Origin of the sequence: Vibrio sp. 99K-1, from assembly GCF_013114585.1 — a bacterium.
GTDB classification, from domain to species: domain Bacteria; phylum Pseudomonadota; class Gammaproteobacteria; order Enterobacterales; family Vibrionaceae; genus Vibrio; species Vibrio chagasii_B.
In genome coordinates this window covers 88,066-104,758 of record NZ_VTXF01000001.1, presented here as the reverse complement: position 1 = coordinate 104,758, position 16,693 = coordinate 88,066, and the positions used below count along the sequence as shown (strand labels likewise).

Here is a 16,693-nt window from a genome sequence, read left to right as displayed (position 1 = left end):
TCGATGAATGACAAAAAAGTTGCATTAAAATATATAAAATAAAGAAAGCAATGCTATAAAAAACAAAAAATCAATTTAAAACAAAATTTTAACTTAGGATAAGCAAATCCTCATTGTGATTTATTTACAAAAAATGAAACTTATTTTTGCTTTTTAAATCACTAAAAAAGCATTAAAAATCAAAGCACCAAAACTACTCATCAGACCAATACATCACACAGCCCCAAAACTGAAACACTTTGTAACATCTAGAATTCGGTCGAAATATTTAGGCTCCTAAACTAATTTCGACTTTAGATTCCGAGAAGCTACTCCGTTAACTAATTTGGCCTTCGCGAATACAAAAAAGGGCAACCAATCAGCGACTGGTTGCCCTTCATAACTCATCATTGAACTCTTATTTGAAACACACCTCAGCCCAACGAGCCAAACCCGCCGTTACTGAACCAAAATAGTTGCCACTTACAATCGGTACATTCGGTACGGCTTGTTGAACCGCTTCACGAAGGATAGGCGAACGTGCCGAGCCCCCTGTCATATAGATAACATCTGGCTTTTTCTCACCTTGTTGAATGGCCTCTTTAACCAACTCAATCATCTTCGACTTTGGCGTTTCGATAGCATCGACCATCTGTTCAACTGAGATATCGACTTCTATCAACTCGGAGGCAACATTCATCGCAGCGCGATACTGAGAAGATTCTGCTAATGCAATCTTGGCTTCTTCGGCTCTCCGTACGATGCCGTAACCTAAGGTATCGTGATAAACCTTAAGTAAACGGTCTAGCTTCTGTGGCTCTGCGGCTTCTTTACGAAGTAACTTAAGCGCTGCAAGGTTTTCTCGAGAATAAAAATTCTTCTGAGCTTCTACATTGTTGATAGCAATTGGATTCCAGAATTGGGTCAATGGCATATCAATACCGGAAATGGCTTTACTGCTCATTCCGAAAGGTGACATCAGTTGTTTGAAAGCGAGGTAAATATCTAAATCATTCCCCCCAACCCTTTGACCACTGTGTGCCAATAAGCTCCGGCTACGGTCCGCTTTCCCAGACCAACTCGGGCCCATTTCCAATAAAGAACAGTCGGTCGTACCACCACCAATATCAACCACCAATACTGTTTGGTTTTCGGTCAAAGTGCTTTCATAGTCTAAGCCAGCAGCTACGGGTTCAAACTGAAAGGCAATATCAAGGAAGCCTGCACGCTTCGCAGCGCGAGATAAGATAGCTTCAGCTTGTCTGTTTGCCTCTTCACCACCTCGACCGTGGAAGTTAATTGGTCGACCAATAACCGCTTGTTTGATTTGTTCTTGAGTAGTGAGCTCAGCTTGCTGCTTGATGTTCGCCATCATGGCGCATACTAGATCTTCAAAGAAGCTGACCTGAACGTCATGTAGCCCACTTGCGCCAAGGAAAGACTTAGGAGACTTAACATAGTAGACATCACGCGGGTCTTCTAAGTAGAGATCCAACGCTGCCTGACCAAATGCCATGTCTTCTGGCACAAGGTCGATACTCTCTTCGCGGTTGTAGGCAATTGCACGTCGTAGCACTTGCTCACCGACAGCATCGCTCGGCTTGATGTTCAGGTGGCGAAATAGATGTTCAGATACACTCTCACGAGTAGGAGCAAATACGGTTGAGGGAATATAGTGGTTGCTACCTTCTAACGGTAACAAGCTTGGTTCTCCATTGACCATTGCAGCCACAGAACAGTTTGCTGTTCCATAATCAAATCCAATAAACATAATATCCCCCAGTCAACAAAAGGGGCGAGATGCTACATGAAAAGCCTTTCAATTACGAGGTCATTTACTATTTTTCAGAGTCAATTTTTAGTGAGTTTTCTCTTAAAACAGATACAAGTGTGTTACATTTCAGCCCAAACCAATCAAGGGTCAGATAGATGAAAACACCTTGCCGAGCGGCTTGTAAAAATAATGGTGGCATGTGTAGCGGCTGCTTCAGAACCATGGACGAAATTATAGGTTGGAAAGGCTTATCTGAGAGTGAAAGAGAGTCTGTGATGAATAACCTTAGTGGTATTAGCTCTACCCACCAATGTCCGCAATGTAATGAGCCAGCTCAATGCGATATCAGTGCCGGTAAAGAGACCTGTTGGTGCTTTGAGCTAGAGAAAAGAGACACGAGCTCTGTACCCAAGTTTGGAGTATGTATGTGTCGTAAATGCTTGTCTGAATTGCCAATTCAGTAGCCTGCCGTATGGAAAGATATAAAATCTGAAGCGAGATAAACTCATCTCGCTTCAGGGTCTTAATGTTAAGTAAGTATTTACTTCGCCGGTGAAACCTATTTACTTAGACTTCAATACCAACGCTGGCTGGGAGAATTCCACCCCACCCCAACCGTGAATCATAAAGTTACGGATGTTTTGGTGATCAGTATTCTCTGGGAAACCTAGTACATCATTGCGGTAGTATTGACCAAAACACGCGAGTGTTTGCTCTGCTGAAAGCCCTTGATCTTGGCCGAACGCAAAAATTTTACACGAACCGTTGTTCTGTCCAGCCTCATTCACGACATCCCCGTTGCGAAATTCACATTCACAAAAGTCATAATGTGCTTCAATCACCTGCATCGTATCTTCAAACTGCACATTCTCTGGGGACTCAGACAGGGTGTTTAACAAGGTTTCTAGTTCCATTTACCATTTCTCCATTGAGTAAATTATTGATAGCAGTGTAACGTGTTTTTCGACAAGAGTAAGCCAATGTTTGAGTAACAACCCGTTTCTAGTTTTCATCCCGCCAACCTCATTTCCTTAATGAAAGTAATGACATAGCTTTATTAGGACGTTATATTATTTCAACAGACAGTTAACATTGTTCATCGATAAATATGCATAAAGATAAAAACGTAGAACTGTTTAGATACCTGAAACCAGGTACAAAAACAGCAGGTGTATTAGAGTTTGGCCCCGACGACTCAATTCAGATCAGTACTCTATATATTGGGCACAAAGAAGAGCAGTACCTTATCCTGGAACTGTCACAAAAAGCGACCGAGGCACTGACGTTAAGAAAGCTCATCAACGTCGATATCATCGTTCGAGCGATTACAGACACAGAACTTGGGCACATCGTCGCCTTCAAAACCAATGTACTGGCTCATATCACCTCCCCTGCGCATCTTCTATTTCTTCGTCCGCCAACGAGCTTTGCAACAAAACCAATCCGCGAACACGAAAGATACAAAGTGCGCCTCAACTGCGAAGTTACCTTTGACACCTTGATGCTAAACGCTGTGTTAGTCGATTTCTCTGTTTCCGGCTGTGGTATCTACATTACACAACAATCCGATATTGATGTGGGATGGAAGGTAAAGGTGGATTCAATGTTGAGTGAGCACTTAGATAGTGAATTGGTTTACAAAGTTGTGAGTAAGAAAAGACAGGGCCAAGGTTGGGTACTAGGAATTCAATTCCCTGAACACCTAGACATGAGTGATGAGCTTAAAACATTACTGTTAGAACAAGCTTTCGTTGCTGGCTTTGTATAGTTGTTCTCGGATGTTCAGAATGCAGAGCTCGACACCGCTCGGTGTGGCACAATCTTGCATTCAAAGAGTTAAAGAAAAACTAGAGTCTGTTTTGATCCCAGTATGATTTTTTGAAATGAACAAAAGCTTGATGCAACGACTCTTCTTTAATCGGTTTAACAATCACATAGTTGGCACCTGCAGCCATAAAACTATCCCTTGTCGATTCTTGAGCATCTGCAGTACACGCATAAATCGGGGCTAATACACCGATTTCCTCTCGCAACTGTTGTGTCGTTTCAACGCCGCCAAGGTTAGGAAGTTGATTATCCATTAGAATGAGGTCATAAGTGTTTGCTTTTGCGAGCTCTATGGCCTCCAGACCATCTTTCGCCCAGGTCACCACCATGCCATATTTTTTACAAAAAGCCTGTGCGATGAAAGCATTGGTGTGGTTATCTTCCACCAGCAACACCTTCAAAGAGCGATCGAATAGCGCCTCAGGTTCAATACCTGTTTGCTGCTTAACATCAATTAGCGGCTTAGAGTGCAGTTCAACTGGGATTTCGATGATGAATTCCGAGCCTTGATCTTTAGCACTGCGAACCTGAATATCGCCTTCCAGCATGTCGACCAAGTTTTTAACAATGGTTAACCCTAACCCAGTCCCGCCGTACTCCCGTGTTGTCGTTTCTTCGGCTTGGACAAAGGGTTCAAAAACAGCATCAATTTTACTCCCATCAATACCAATGCCGGTGTCTTTCACGCGAACGATCAAGCTGGCTTTATTCGTATTGAAGATACTTTCAAGTTCGAAGCTAACGGAGATACCACCTTGATGCGTAAACTTTAGGGCGTTACTCAACAAATTAAACATAATTTGGTTCAAACGCACTTGGTCGGTATTGATTTCAATGTCATCAACAAGGTGATTAACGATAGAAAACGTGACCGATTTATCCTCACAAAGGGGGCGATAAATACTGTCTAAAGTGTTAATCAACTCCACTAAGCGGAAGTCTTTCTTCTGAATATTAAACTGCCCCTGCTCGATCTTTGAAAAGTCCAAGATATCGTTCAACACCGCTAGCAGGTGCTCCGCACTGTTACAAAGTACATCAACTTGCTCTCGGTTATCTTCACTGTGCACAGAACGCTTGAGCAGTTGAGAAACGCCTAATATACCGTTAAGTGGTGTACGAATTTCGTGGCTCATCTTTGCTAAGAAATCAGCACGAACGTTCGCAAGATGCTCTGCCTCTTCTCTGGCACGATCGGCTTGTCTCTCCGCTTCAACCAACTTGGTTATGTCTTGTCCTTGTACTACGACGCCTGTGATGCCATGTTCAACCCGAATCGCCGACATATTCCAACGGAACACCTTTTCGCCAATCGGTACGTTAATACCCGTCAACTTGGCCCCTTGAACCACCATTTGTATGTTTGGCAGCATGCGGTGTTCGAACTCATGTGCGACGGCACCATAATTATCATCTTCATCAAACAGCGCCATACGCGCTGCTGGATTCATTTGAATCAAGTCTCCTTTTTCAGACCAAACCAAAATGGGAGAATGAGCAAAGTTAAACAGGTCTTGGAATTTTTGGTTTTGTTCAGATAGACGTTCAAAGGTATCCTCAAGCGTACAGCCTATGTGGTGAAACTCGAAAATATTAGAGCCATCAAATTTGTTGTACTCTTCGCTATCACTGGCTGAGCGAGTGAAGTCCATGAGCTTATCAAGTTCAGCAGAAACTCTTCTCTGAATCCAAGAACGGGCAAAGAAAGACATGAAAACGATCACAACAATGACAACGATGATCGCACGCTCATAGTTTTCTTCTAAGGCGATGAAGTTACTGTTCTTTTGAACGGCACGAATGACAAGAGGCGTTTCTACCGCGTTGATTTTAATCGTGGTGATAGTGACAAAATGACGAGGTAATTGCTCGTAGATTCTGTAATTGAGGATGTCTGTTATCGAGTAACTTTCATCACCACTGAAGGTTGAAGTGACAGGCGTACCGTGCGCTTCAATCACGATATTTTCGCAGTTACTACCCTGCTGGATAGACTCTGCGAGAGAAAAATTATTATCAAGGACAATGGCAATATACAGCTGTCCGAGTACTTCGCCCGTTTTACTGTCAACAATAGGAGTACGACGAGCTAGCAAGTGACGCTTACCTATATCCGTCATCAGTTGAATAAAGTGCCAATTGCTACTGAACGAAACCTCTTCAGAAATATGCTTCAGGCTTTTGTCATCCAAGCCATAAAACTGACCGTTACCGTCCTCCCACGCTAAGCCGTCATGAGTAGAGACAAAGCGAAGATCTGGCGCATGATCCGGTTCACGCTGGTCGACACCAAAGAAAAAGTAGCTAAGTACCTCTTCGTCATTGGTCTTAAAATACTCACGTAGCGTATCACTGTGCGAGCTACTATCCTGGTGAATTTGCAACACAGACAAACGGTAATCAAACATATTCTGGATCAAGCTAGAAGTTTGCTTAACCGTTCTATTGGTCTCTTGTTTTACAATACTACTACTGGTCTCGTAGTTATGAATAAGCACGCCAAGCGCCATCACCCCGATCACTAAAATAATGATACGTGTAATTAATTTGGCTAGGGTGTTCCTTGGAGTATTGGCGTAGCTTTTCTTCATTATTGACCTGAGTATCTAAATGCTCGCTGTTTGAGTTCAGAAATACGTTCTGGTGAGTCTTCCTTGGTCACCACTTCAAAATCACCTGAGTAAACTGTAGGAACTTGTTGCCCTGCAAGGTCCCACTTAATCGCCTCTGCCATTGCAATGCCTGTGTCATCGTTCATACGCATAACCGTCACATCAAGGTCACCTCTAGCAATGGCTTCAAGCTCAGCAGATCCGCCGCCCCAACCATTCACTAGGATATCTCGACCAGACTCACGAATGGCATCTGCAGCGCCGAGAGCGACATCAGTTGCACAGGCATAAATAAAGTCTAGGTCTTTATCGTTCTCAATGCTGATTTTAGCGGCTTGATAACCGCTCTCTTTATCTGACTTGGTGTAAAACGACGACTTTAAAGCAAAGTTTGTATCGCTATTCACATCATGGATAAACGTATCACCTCGCGCATCGCTGATATAGCCTTCTGAGCGGTATAGAACCGAGTATTTGCTTCCTGGCTTACTCGCAGTTTTAAAGTAATCCGCTAACTTCAAACTGCCAGTTGCATGGTCAAAACCCACATACATAAACGGTTGTCTGTCAGCCCATGCACGAACAGGTGTCGTAATGTTCTGTAGAATCAACTTAGTCTCTGTTGAGGTCAATACATGTTCGATAAACTTGCGGTGACGCGTGGTATCCAGTGTGAAGATTAAGTAGTCAGTCTTGTTTTCAATGGCTTCTTGCAACGAGATGCTCTGCTGAGTGAGATCCGCATTCACTCGCGTAAACACTTGGTTAATCTGGTAGTTTATTCTCAACTTGTCGAGTCGCTTTTCAAAGGCTTGAATATTACGAACCCAGTAATCAGAGATCTGTTGCCCAGGATAAACGACGGAAATAGTGATGGGCTCGTCTTGCGCTTTCGCGAGCGGAACTGGGTGTTTTTTTACGGCCTCGACCATCTTATCGGTTAAGGTTTTTTGTTCTGGGAAGTTAGAAAGATATTCTTGGTACTCCCAATATCCATTAAGGACATGAGTACCATGGGAGAGAGCGGACGCAGAAAATACGGCAAGTCCAAACAACATCAGTAAACGTTTCATATTTTTCTCGTTTTATATGAGCTACTTTGGCTCATTTTTTAACCTAGCATGACACCACCTCTTTGGATGGCTGAAAGATATTATGTAGGACAACGAGGATAAATGATAGCGGCTAAAACTAATTAGAATGACATTCTAAATGACTAATATGTCAAATGAGATTAATGATTGGAAGATTAGAACATCAAGCGCGTAGATACACATCATTGATTTTATATTTTCAATCTAAAAATCAGGCATTTAGTAAAATTTAGCGTCGAGCTTTCACTTATTAAGATTTAATCAACAACGACAATTTTAGGTATGAATTATGAGACTTCGTTATATTGAATACTGCCATCTTGCCACTCAATCATCAGCTTGAGTGATACCAAACTTTCTTTACGCAGTTTGGGTAATTGTTTGATCGCGTATTCAGTTTTTAGTGCCTCACTTTTTGACTGTACGTTCATACTCCAAACTAGCTTTAGCGGCCCCTTACCTTTTAGGGCTTTAGCGCCTTTACCAGTTTGATGCTGTTCGAATCGGCGTTGTAGATTATTAGTGACACCACAATACAAAGCGTTATGACGATTGCGGATCAGGTACACCACCCAATCCGCGTTTTTTTCAGATTCAGACATTTATAGCAGAGATTCAACCAGAGCTTTCAACTCGGCGACTTCAGCTCTTAGACTTGCGACTTCAGACTCTAGCTCTTCCAGCTTCTCATTCGATGCAGCCGGTACAGCAACACTTGCAGGCGCCGTCGCAAACGCTTCTACATCTACTTCACCACTCAGTAAATGCTGGTAACGTGACTCACGCTTGCCAGCTTCACGAGGCAATTTAACCACAAGAGCGCCAGCTTCACGTGTCGCTAGTTTCTCAAGTGTTGCGTCCACCTCTTTCACATCACTGAAGTTCGCCAAACGCCCCGTTCGTGTGCGTAATTCGCCCGGGGTCTGTGCACCACGCAATAACATGCAGCAGATGATAGCGCGTTCTTGTTCTGTAAATTGCAGGTCACCAAACTCGGTATTGCAGAAACGATGCTGATACTTATTCACACGGCTATTGAAGCTGCTTTCGTCACTCACCATGCGACGGGCAATCAAACCGTCAACGGCATCTAATACTTCTGATTCAGACAGCGAGAGAACAGGTTCACGGTTACTTTTCTGGTTACAAGCCGTAGTTAAGCTGTTTAATGTCAGCGGGTAGTGATCAGGAGTCGTGACTTCTTTCTCGATCAAACAGCCAATGATTCTCGCTTCAATTGGGGAAAGTACTGTGTTCATCGTTATTCCTTTTTATTATTTTGGTGATTTCGTCTCAGCGCCTATTTATGCAACGTTTAGTGCTCAGATAAAATTGGTACTCGCTTCTTTCTACCCTGCTCATCAATCATTATGATCTTAGAACGGTTTAGCTCTATTTCCACGACTTCCAAATAAGTACGCTCTTTTACATACGCATCACGAAGCTTGTTTTGCTCTGCTGAAGATTCAGTCACTTTATCGCCCGAATCTTCGATTTCCAATTGTTGTTGATTCATTTCACATTTCGTATCAATGCAGTATCTACATGGGATACTAACTTGATCGGTAAGATAAAAACAATCACACATTGGCGAGAGTGACGAATAATTAAACAACCTTACTTTTGCTTTGATCTAAAGACTGTTACATCATCAATTGATGTGCTTTAATCAGAACCAGACAACGTATTTGACGAATAGGAAAAGGAATCTATGAGCAGCGTATTTGAAATTGTTAACCAAGCACGACGTAAGAACAAACTTAAGCGTGAACTTCTAGACAACGAAAAGAAAGTTCGTGACAACCGCAAGCGTGTTGACCTTCTTGATAACCTACTTGATTACATCAAGCCAGAGATGACTCACGACGAGATCCTAGGCATTATCAAAAACATGAAAGCTGACTACGAAGACCGTGTTGATGACCACATCATTAAGAGCGCAGAGATTTCTAAAGCGCGTCGCGACATCAGCCGCCGTATCCGTGAACTAACTGAAGAAGACAAGCAAATTCAAGGTAAGAAGTAATCTTATTAAATTGAATGAATTGTTAAGTAACCCACTCATTGTAGTGGGTTTTTTTGTACATAATTTCCAGTGTCTATACTTAAGCTTACGCATTTATTGAATCAAGTATCACTAGCCAACGTAAGCAATGGAGTCACCATATGTACTCAATCATTCTGATTACCTTAGCGCTATCAAGCACTCAACCCTATCCTGAAGAATTCGAAAGACTGTATACCGAAGAGACCGAAATCACTTACGATGATCTCGTGGTCGACGTTCATGGCTACAAGGTTCCGACTCGCTCGGCCTTTCGAGGCTGGATGCTACTTAATCACGCAGAAGACAAAGTAAGAGAGATTGGACAGCAGCTCAAAGATGCTGGAATCACCCAAAGCATGCCTTTGCATCTGGTACTGCTACAAGGAACAGATTGGGCGATGAGCAACACCACCTTGTTTACGCTTCCGGATAAGAAAAACGTGCCGAATATGATCAATACATTGAAATATATTCAGCAATACATTGAACCTGAAATCGGTGTTGTTATACCTGTGTCCGGTGAACGAACCCAAATCTATAACCAACAAGCTGGCGGTGCACTACGAAGTAAACACTTAGAATTCTGCGCCTTGGACCTAGTCCCAGCGAATGACATTACTCGAGAACAACTGCACGTAAAACTCAAAAAAATTCATGCTGAGTTTGGGCAGAAAAATAACGTTGGTCTGGGTTTGTATTCTGGTGTTCGTTTCCATATTGATACTTGTGGTTTTAGACAATGGTAAAAATACACTTAAAAGTCAAAAAGACACATAAATCGCAAGTGTCTTTTTGACTACAAAAGAGCGGAACCTAAAGTTAAAACACTGATAATCAAGAGTTTTAAATCTTGGACCACTAATTGCTAATAGTTAAATATCAAAACAACTATTAGTAACTAGGAATTCAATATGAAGACGATGACTCAACGCTTTCAAACTCTACTTTCTGTATCTAACTTCAGCCTAGCAATCACCACCTTGCTTATGCTACTCAGCATAATTATCGCTTACCCAATGGCGGACCATTTCTCATTGCCGATTCAGATCGTTGCGCATATCAGCACTATCATTGTGGCGGCTTTCGTCAAAATCAGTTATGTCGGTCGATGCCTTGCGCAATACAACCTTGGAATGGAAGTGCGTTAAATATCGGTAGATTCGTTCTAAAACTCAAAGCAAAAAAGCTCAACGACTTGTTGAGCCTCGAGTGAGATATCCATTAAACAATATCAAGACTGCTAAACAGATCATAGAGTTGGTGAGATTTATAAGGTTTAGGTAAATAAGCATTCATGCCCGCATCAAAACAATCTTTGATGTCTTCTTCTAACACACTTGCAGTTAAAGCAATAATGGGTAGTGGTGTCGCTTGTTGTTCAAGCTCCCACTGCCGGATTGCTCTGGTCGCTGTTATCCCATCCATGACTGGCATCATGCAATCCATCAACACGGCATCAAATTGCGCGCCCTGAGTGATAACATCAACCGCCTCTTGCCCATTACTAGTAATTAGATATTCATAACCAGCTTGTTCAAGAAAGAAGCTCGCTATCTTCTGATTCATTAAATTATCTTCGACAATCAAGATACGTCGATTCAGAGGACGTACTTCTTCTTTTTCTGATTTGGCTTCAGGTACCAGTTCTTCATTCGCATCAAGAGACAATAGACTATTCAGGAAACGTCGCCCCAAGAACGGCAGTGTATGAGTTGAATGAACAGACTCTGTAATCAGATTGGTTTTGAATAAGTGGTGCTGACAAACAATCACACGGTCTAAAGGGTATTGTGTTTTCAAAGCTGCTAAATCACTCTGCAACGAGTGATGTAAGGTATGGCAATACAGGACAAAGTCGCTCTCTTTAATCTCTTCATCTAGCGACGATATCGATCCAACCACCTTGGGTTTTATATTGAGGCGCTCACACTCTTTGACTAACTGGTCGAGATAGTTAAAAGAGTTGGAAATGATCGTTGCACGATTTAAATTTTCGAAGCTTTGAACTTGCGTCTCTACCACATCGACATACAGACAAAACGTAAAGGTAGAGCCTTCACCTTTTACTGAACGGGCAGTGATGTATCCACCCATTAAATCGACAAGCTGCCTACAGATTGCTAACCCAAGCCCTGTGCCACCAAACTGACGCGTGATACTGCCATCCTCTTGGGTAAAAGGCTCAAATATGGACTCGAGTTTCTCTGGTTCAATACCAATGCCTGTATCCGAAACACTGCACTCGAGTTTACCTCTACCCATCGACATTGGCGTATAGGCGATGTCCGTTGTGATGGTACCGTTAGAGGTGAACTTGATGGCATTCGACAATAAGTTCGTCAGCACCTGCCTGACACGGTATTCATCGAAAAACAGCTGTGCTGGGGTCTGGGAGTCAATGTTTACATCAAGCTCAATATCTTTACTGATCGCCTTAGATAAAATCACGCTCACAGAGTCATAGACCGCTTCTCGTAAGTCAGCGTTATGGGGAGAGAGCATGAGATTACCTGACTCAATTTTGGACAAGTCGAGAATGTCATTCAACAGCACTAGTAATGAGTGCGATGACGACTCAATATCCCCAAGCACCTCTTGTTGGTTGGGACTCAGTTTGCTCTGAGACAGGATCTCCGCCATGCCAATAATCCCATTTAGTGGTGTGCGAATTTCATGGGACATATTGGCGAGAAACGCACTTTTCGCTTTATTCGCTGAAACCGCATCTTCTTTGGCTTCAACCAATTCTTGATTGTGCTGATAGTTACGTTCCATTACTCGATTTAACGTATCGGTAAACTCAACCAGCTCATCGTTGCCATCAATTTTGATCATCTTGGGCTTACCATCGCTATCAGCGCACTCAGATACCCCTTTTAAGATAAGTGATAGGTTTCGATTTAAGTGTATCGAAGTCATGGCGCCAAGCCACAACAACACGCCAGACACAACGAGAATCAGAAGGGAAATAACCAATGTTTGTCGCTTCTGTAGTGCGATGTTGTTTGTTAGCTCAAACTGCAACTGCTTAGTATAACTGCTAATCGCTTTGGAAATTGCTCGCTTTTTGATTTCCAAACTTTTGAGGTGTTCGTATATTTCAGGTGATGAAAAATCGCCTTTGAGGATTCGAGATATAAATTTGGCTTGAAAATCATCTTTGGCGACCGCGTTTAGCAGTTGCCTAATTTCAGGTGAACGAGTATCAGAGCGGAAAAATGTATCAAGCAACTGTTGCTGCCTCTCTAGCGCACCTACATAACTCAATAAGTATTGATTTCTTAGCTCGGGCGAGCGATACAAACTGTAGCTTAACCACGCCTCTCGCTGAGTCCAAAACACGTAGTTAGAGAGGTGGATAAACATGGCTTCAGTTTGATCTATGTTTCCATCGACTAAAGCGATGTGAAATTCAGATAGCTCCATCAACACATCTTTCAACAAACGAAAAGCGCGCTCAGTCAATTGCTCATTTTCCGCGTTTTCCGGTGAGCTCGCCAAACTCATCAGCACCGTTTTCAACTCCATCAACTGAGATTCAATACTCCAATGGGAGTCAGATTGTTGCAGTTTTATTCCATACTGATTAAGCCGACCCAACTCGGATTGCAGCGTTAAAAGTAACTGGCCTTTATCAGGAGAGTCATTAGACAGCACCAACCATCGATAAGCATCACTTGAGATCGTATTAAAAGATTGAAGAGCTTCAACCTTAATGCGTGTGGTCTCAAGGTTATTCATCTTCTTGTCATTCTTTAACACTTGATTCACTGTAAACCCAAACATGATGAGTACAGAAACGGTGGAAAGAAAAATAAGACGCCATCTAATTGACATGTTTATCATTTTTATAACTACTCCCTTCCCGAAAGTAATTTTACCTAGCCCAGTTTAAGAATAGGACATTAACAGAAGGTTATTGATCAAATTGGATATGGACAAACGATACTCTGAGCCCAAAATAAGCAATAACATTGAACACAGTGAACAATAGACGTTTGAATGGAAGAAGTGTGAAAAGAGCTAAAACCAGCTAAATCGAGTTATTATCACTCGCATAACAAGTCCATGGAACTGGGCAGTCCACATCAAAAGTCAGTCAGTAACCGCCCAAGAGACCAACGAACTCAAAAATTCCGTTAAATTTGTGAGATCCAATCGTTTGCGTTCTGCGTTTTTTTCACTCAATCATGTCTTATTCAAAAGTCGAACAACAAAAACGGCGAATTAGCTCATCTATTGTTTACCAATCACGTGTAAGTTAAGCCCTTAATCACACTTTTAATGTTAACTATGACTTTCATTACATATGATATTTTGATTTGAGTGTTTTTTAGGGAAAATTAAGTGCTACAGATTATTAAAGTCAATAGCCATTCCATACGCGAAAAACTTGATTTATGGCTAATATCACGCCAGTTGATAGAGAATTTATCTGCATTTATTTTTCCTAGCAGAATAACCAGTCGTACCTTACAATCCTGCCACATAAAAATTACAAGTTACAAACAACGCATATCAAGCATATTTAAGTGGCATTAAAGACCACCGCCTGATAGCTCAACCCCTATGCTGATTGGCTTCCCTACAACTGCCATGACTGCAGAAACTTAACGTGAAAGGTCCCGAGTAAAGATGAGTCCCGAAAAGCACCTCCTAGACTGGCAAACTAGTCAAACTATTGCTGAATCCATCGCTCCAACTTTAGGTCAGTTATACCGTCAAAAAGGCGTAGAAGTTATCCTCTTCGGTAAGACCTTAGTTAACGCAACAACGATCGACATCATCAAAGCTCACCGCATCGCAAAACGCTACACTGGTTCACCGCTAACCGCAGAACAAACTCAACCAATTATCCAACATCTTCTATCAATGCGCCTTTCTCCATGCCGCGTTGATGTTGGTCGTCTAGCAGCTAAGTACTGGGAAAACCACGAAGATCTCAGCGCGATGGATGATTTCCTTCAAACGGCTCTAATGGGTTCATTAGAAGGCGAAGCGATGTCTACGCCACGCGACGTTGTGTTATACGGCTTCGGTCGTATCGGTCGTCTACTCACTCGTATTCTTGTAGAGAAAAGCGGTCCTGGTTACCCACTTCGTTTACGTGCAATCGTGGTTCGTGGCGGTAAAGATGGTGATTTAGAGAAACGCGCAAGCCTGCTACGTCGTGACTCAGTTCATGGCCAGTTCAACGGTAGCATCGTGGTAGACCAAGAGCGTAAAGCGATCATTGTTAACGGTAACTTCATCCAAGTTATCTACGCAAACAAGCCTGAAGACGTAGATTACACCGCTTACGGCATTGATAACGCACTGGTTGTTGATAACACAGGTGTGTGGCGTGACGCGGAAGGCCTAAGCCAACACGTAGCGTGTAACGGTGCAAGCAAAGTACTGCTTACTGCACCTGGCAAAGGCGACATTAAAAACGTTGTGTTTGGTGTGAATGAAGATGTGATTCAACCTGAAGACACGATCATTTCTGCAGCAAGCTGTACAACGAATGCGATTACACCTGTGCTGAAAGCCGTTCACGATAAGTTTGGTGTTCTATCTGGGCACATCGAAACAGTTCACTCATTCACCAATGACCAAAACCTAATTGATAACTTCCACTCAGGTGATCGTCGTGGTCGTGCTGCTTCATTGAACATGGTACTGACATCAACTGGTGCTGCAAAAGCAGTATCAAAAGCAATGCCAGAGATGGAAGGTAAGCTAACAGGTAATGCGATTCGTGTCCCTACGCCGAATGTTTCAATGGCAGTAGCAAACCTAAATCTTGAGAAAGGTACTAACAAAGACGAGCTAAACGCGTACCTACGCGAAATGGCGCTGTCTTCTGCCCTATCCGCTCAAATTGATTACACCGATTCAACTGAGATTGTATCTACTGACTTGGTTGGCTCTCGCCATCCTGGCGTCGTTGACGGTGTTGCAACTATCGCGCAAGACAACCGCGCTGTTCTTTACATCTGGTACGACAACGAGTTTGGCTACAGCTGCCAAGTTGTTCACTGTATGGAACAGATGATGGGTGTTCGCTACAAGACTTACCCAGCGGTTTAATATCTCTGAGTAAAACAAGCTCCACAACATAATAACTATATCTGCGAAGCCTGTTTCAGGCTTCGCAACCCCTTTTGTTTTACTCCCCCGTATAAACAGAAGGGTTGCCACTTAGATCTGCTCTCTCTAACGGATCTGAGTGGCCTTTTTATATCAAAAGTTCTGATACACCATCTCTTCTAAAGCTCTACCTCGACATCCGACTGAATCGAGCTTGAACATGCCAGTACATAACCTTGCTCTACCTCCTCTGCTGTCAGAGTTTCTTGGCTGCTTGATTCCACCGAACCTTTGGTCACTTTGCATTTGCAAGAGCCACAAATACCGCTACGACACGCGATAATAATTGGCACACCCGCTTGCTCTAGTGAATCAGCAAGTGGCGTACCCACTTCTGCTTCCACTTCTTTGCCAAACGTTGGGACAAATACTTTAACTGCACTGTTCTCATTGTCAGCGACTTCAGTTTGAGGCTCTTCTGAATGAGCGTTCTGAGTAGCCGGTGTAAAGCTTTCCTGATAGAAGTTATCCATGTTGAACTCAAGTTCTTTTAGATAGCTTTCTATGTCTTGCATGAAACCAACTGGGCCACACAGATAGACGGTGCGCTCTAAAATATCATGGCTTAGACTGACCAGCCAATTCTTATCCAATCGACCTTGAGGAGCCGTGGTGCCTTGATTGTCTTTGAGTAATAGCTTGAGATTAAAATTAGAGTGAGTTTCATCAAGTTGGTGAAGCTCTTCAAAATAAATCGTCTCTCGCTTATTACGCGCCATATGGATGAAGTCAATCTCAACGCCGCTATCTTGACTCAGCCAATACTTCACCATCGCCATAACAGGCGTGATGCCACAACCTGCACTGACTAACGTTACCTTCTTGCTCTCAGTCGGCATGCAATCAATACAGTTAAAGCCACCAGCAGGTTTTAAAACAGCAACCTCATCGCCTTCATCAAGCTCATCGACAATAAAGTTAGACACCAAGCCACCTTCAACACGTTTAACCGTAAGCTTTAAGCGATTGTCCTCTGGACAAGAAGCCACCGAGTAAGCGCGATAATCGGTTTTTGTCGGCATATCCAAGCCCAACGTGATGAACTGGCCTGGCTTAAAATTGAAATGTAGGTCTTGTGGAATACTGCCAAGCTCGAAGCTGACCGTATCTGGCGTCTCGTGCCATTTCTTTAAGCATACTAAATTGATTGAATCGCTATCCGACCATGCATACATAGTTCACACACCTTACTGATACTAAAGAATTAAATCTAAAAAGCCCCGAAGCT

15 protein-coding genes are annotated in these 16,693 nt (G+C 42.8%); 6 read left to right on the top strand and 9 right to left on the bottom strand.

Translation table 11 applies throughout. From position 1 onward, the window contains the following. Positions 1-397: 397 nt before the first annotated feature. Positions 398-1,750, bottom strand: a complete 1,353-nt coding sequence (gene yegD / locus F0228_RS00465) for a molecular chaperone (RefSeq protein WP_171731343.1) — start codon at positions 1,748-1,750, stop codon at positions 398-400. A gap of 158 nt (positions 1,751-1,908) precedes the next feature. On the opposite strand from yegD, the gene F0228_RS00460 reads away from it, so the two are divergent. Continuing rightward, the gene (locus F0228_RS00460) at positions 1,909-2,217 is read left to right on the top strand and encodes a DUF1289 domain-containing protein (RefSeq protein ID WP_081090287.1); all 309 of its coding nucleotides are present in this window, start codon (positions 1,909-1,911) and stop codon (positions 2,215-2,217) included. A gap of 99 nt (positions 2,218-2,316) precedes the next feature. On the opposite strand, the gene F0228_RS00455 is transcribed toward F0228_RS00460, so the two are convergent. Beyond that, positions 2,317-2,667, bottom strand: coding sequence for a HopJ type III effector protein (locus tag F0228_RS00455; RefSeq protein WP_061031245.1), 351 nt, complete (start codon positions 2,665-2,667; stop codon positions 2,317-2,319). A gap of 194 nt (positions 2,668-2,861) precedes the next feature. Between F0228_RS00455 and F0228_RS00450 the strand changes: the two genes are divergently transcribed. Then, on the top strand, positions 2,862-3,521 hold the full coding sequence (locus F0228_RS00450; RefSeq protein ID WP_171731342.1) for a PilZ domain-containing protein: 660 nt from the start codon (positions 2,862-2,864) through the stop codon (positions 3,519-3,521). A 79-nt stretch (positions 3,522-3,600) separates the two neighbouring features. On the opposite strand, the gene luxQ is transcribed toward F0228_RS00450, so the two are convergent. The 5 genes from luxQ to F0228_RS00425 form a co-directional block, all read right to left on the bottom strand. Continuing rightward, complete coding sequence (gene luxQ / locus F0228_RS00445) at positions 3,601-6,171, bottom strand: quorum-sensing autoinducer 2 sensor kinase/phosphatase LuxQ (protein ID WP_171731341.1); 2,571 nt, start codon at positions 6,169-6,171, stop codon at positions 3,601-3,603. Continuing rightward, positions 6,171-7,265: an autoinducer 2-binding periplasmic protein LuxP gene (locus F0228_RS00440; RefSeq protein ID WP_061031248.1), complete on the bottom strand. Its 1,095-nt coding sequence runs from the start codon at positions 7,263-7,265 to the stop codon at positions 6,171-6,173. Before F0228_RS00440 ends, luxQ begins: the two co-directional genes overlap by 1 nt. Before the next feature lie 308 nt (positions 7,266-7,573). Beyond that, positions 7,574-7,888, bottom strand: coding sequence for a GIY-YIG nuclease family protein (locus F0228_RS00435; protein WP_061031249.1), 315 nt, complete (start codon positions 7,886-7,888; stop codon positions 7,574-7,576). Next, a complete protein-coding gene (locus F0228_RS00430; protein WP_061031250.1) occupies positions 7,889-8,545 on the bottom strand; it encodes a YceH family protein in 657 nt (218 codons plus the stop codon). It lies immediately after the preceding gene. 56 nt (positions 8,546-8,601) lie between these two features. After that, a complete protein-coding gene (locus F0228_RS00425) occupies positions 8,602-8,802 on the bottom strand; it encodes a hypothetical protein (RefSeq protein ID WP_008217256.1) in 201 nt (66 codons plus the stop codon). A gap of 195 nt (positions 8,803-8,997) precedes the next feature. On the opposite strand from F0228_RS00425, the gene F0228_RS00420 reads away from it, so the two are divergent. The 3 genes from F0228_RS00420 (at position 8,998) to F0228_RS00410 (ending at position 10,481) form a co-directional block, all read left to right on the top strand. After that, positions 8,998-9,312, top strand: coding sequence for a DUF496 family protein (locus tag F0228_RS00420; RefSeq protein ID WP_004742367.1), 315 nt, complete (start codon positions 8,998-9,000; stop codon positions 9,310-9,312). Positions 9,313-9,452: 140 nt separating this feature from the next. Further along, positions 9,453-10,079, top strand: coding sequence for a D-Ala-D-Ala carboxypeptidase family metallohydrolase (locus F0228_RS00415; RefSeq protein WP_105057980.1), 627 nt, complete (start codon positions 9,453-9,455; stop codon positions 10,077-10,079). A 165-nt stretch (positions 10,080-10,244) separates the two neighbouring features. Then, positions 10,245-10,481: a hypothetical protein gene (locus tag F0228_RS00410; RefSeq protein WP_061031252.1), complete on the top strand. Its 237-nt coding sequence runs from the start codon at positions 10,245-10,247 to the stop codon at positions 10,479-10,481. A 73-nt stretch (positions 10,482-10,554) separates the two neighbouring features. Here the strand turns inward: F0228_RS00410 and F0228_RS00405 are convergent, their stop codons facing one another. Next, the gene (locus F0228_RS00405) at positions 10,555-13,119 is read right to left on the bottom strand and encodes an ATP-binding protein (RefSeq protein WP_171761798.1); all 2,565 of its coding nucleotides are present in this window, start codon (positions 13,117-13,119) and stop codon (positions 10,555-10,557) included. An 849-nt stretch (positions 13,120-13,968) separates the two neighbouring features. Here F0228_RS00405 and F0228_RS00400 point away from each other — a divergent pair. Continuing rightward, a complete protein-coding gene (locus F0228_RS00400; RefSeq protein ID WP_061031254.1) occupies positions 13,969-15,405 on the top strand; it encodes a glyceraldehyde-3-phosphate dehydrogenase in 1,437 nt (478 codons plus the stop codon). Between the two features lie 179 nt (positions 15,406-15,584). Here F0228_RS00400 and F0228_RS00395 read toward each other — a convergent pair whose 3' ends face one another. Further along, complete coding sequence (locus F0228_RS00395) at positions 15,585-16,640, bottom strand: hybrid-cluster NAD(P)-dependent oxidoreductase (protein WP_171731340.1); 1,056 nt, start codon at positions 16,638-16,640, stop codon at positions 15,585-15,587. Between the last annotated feature and the right edge of the window lie 53 nt (positions 16,641-16,693).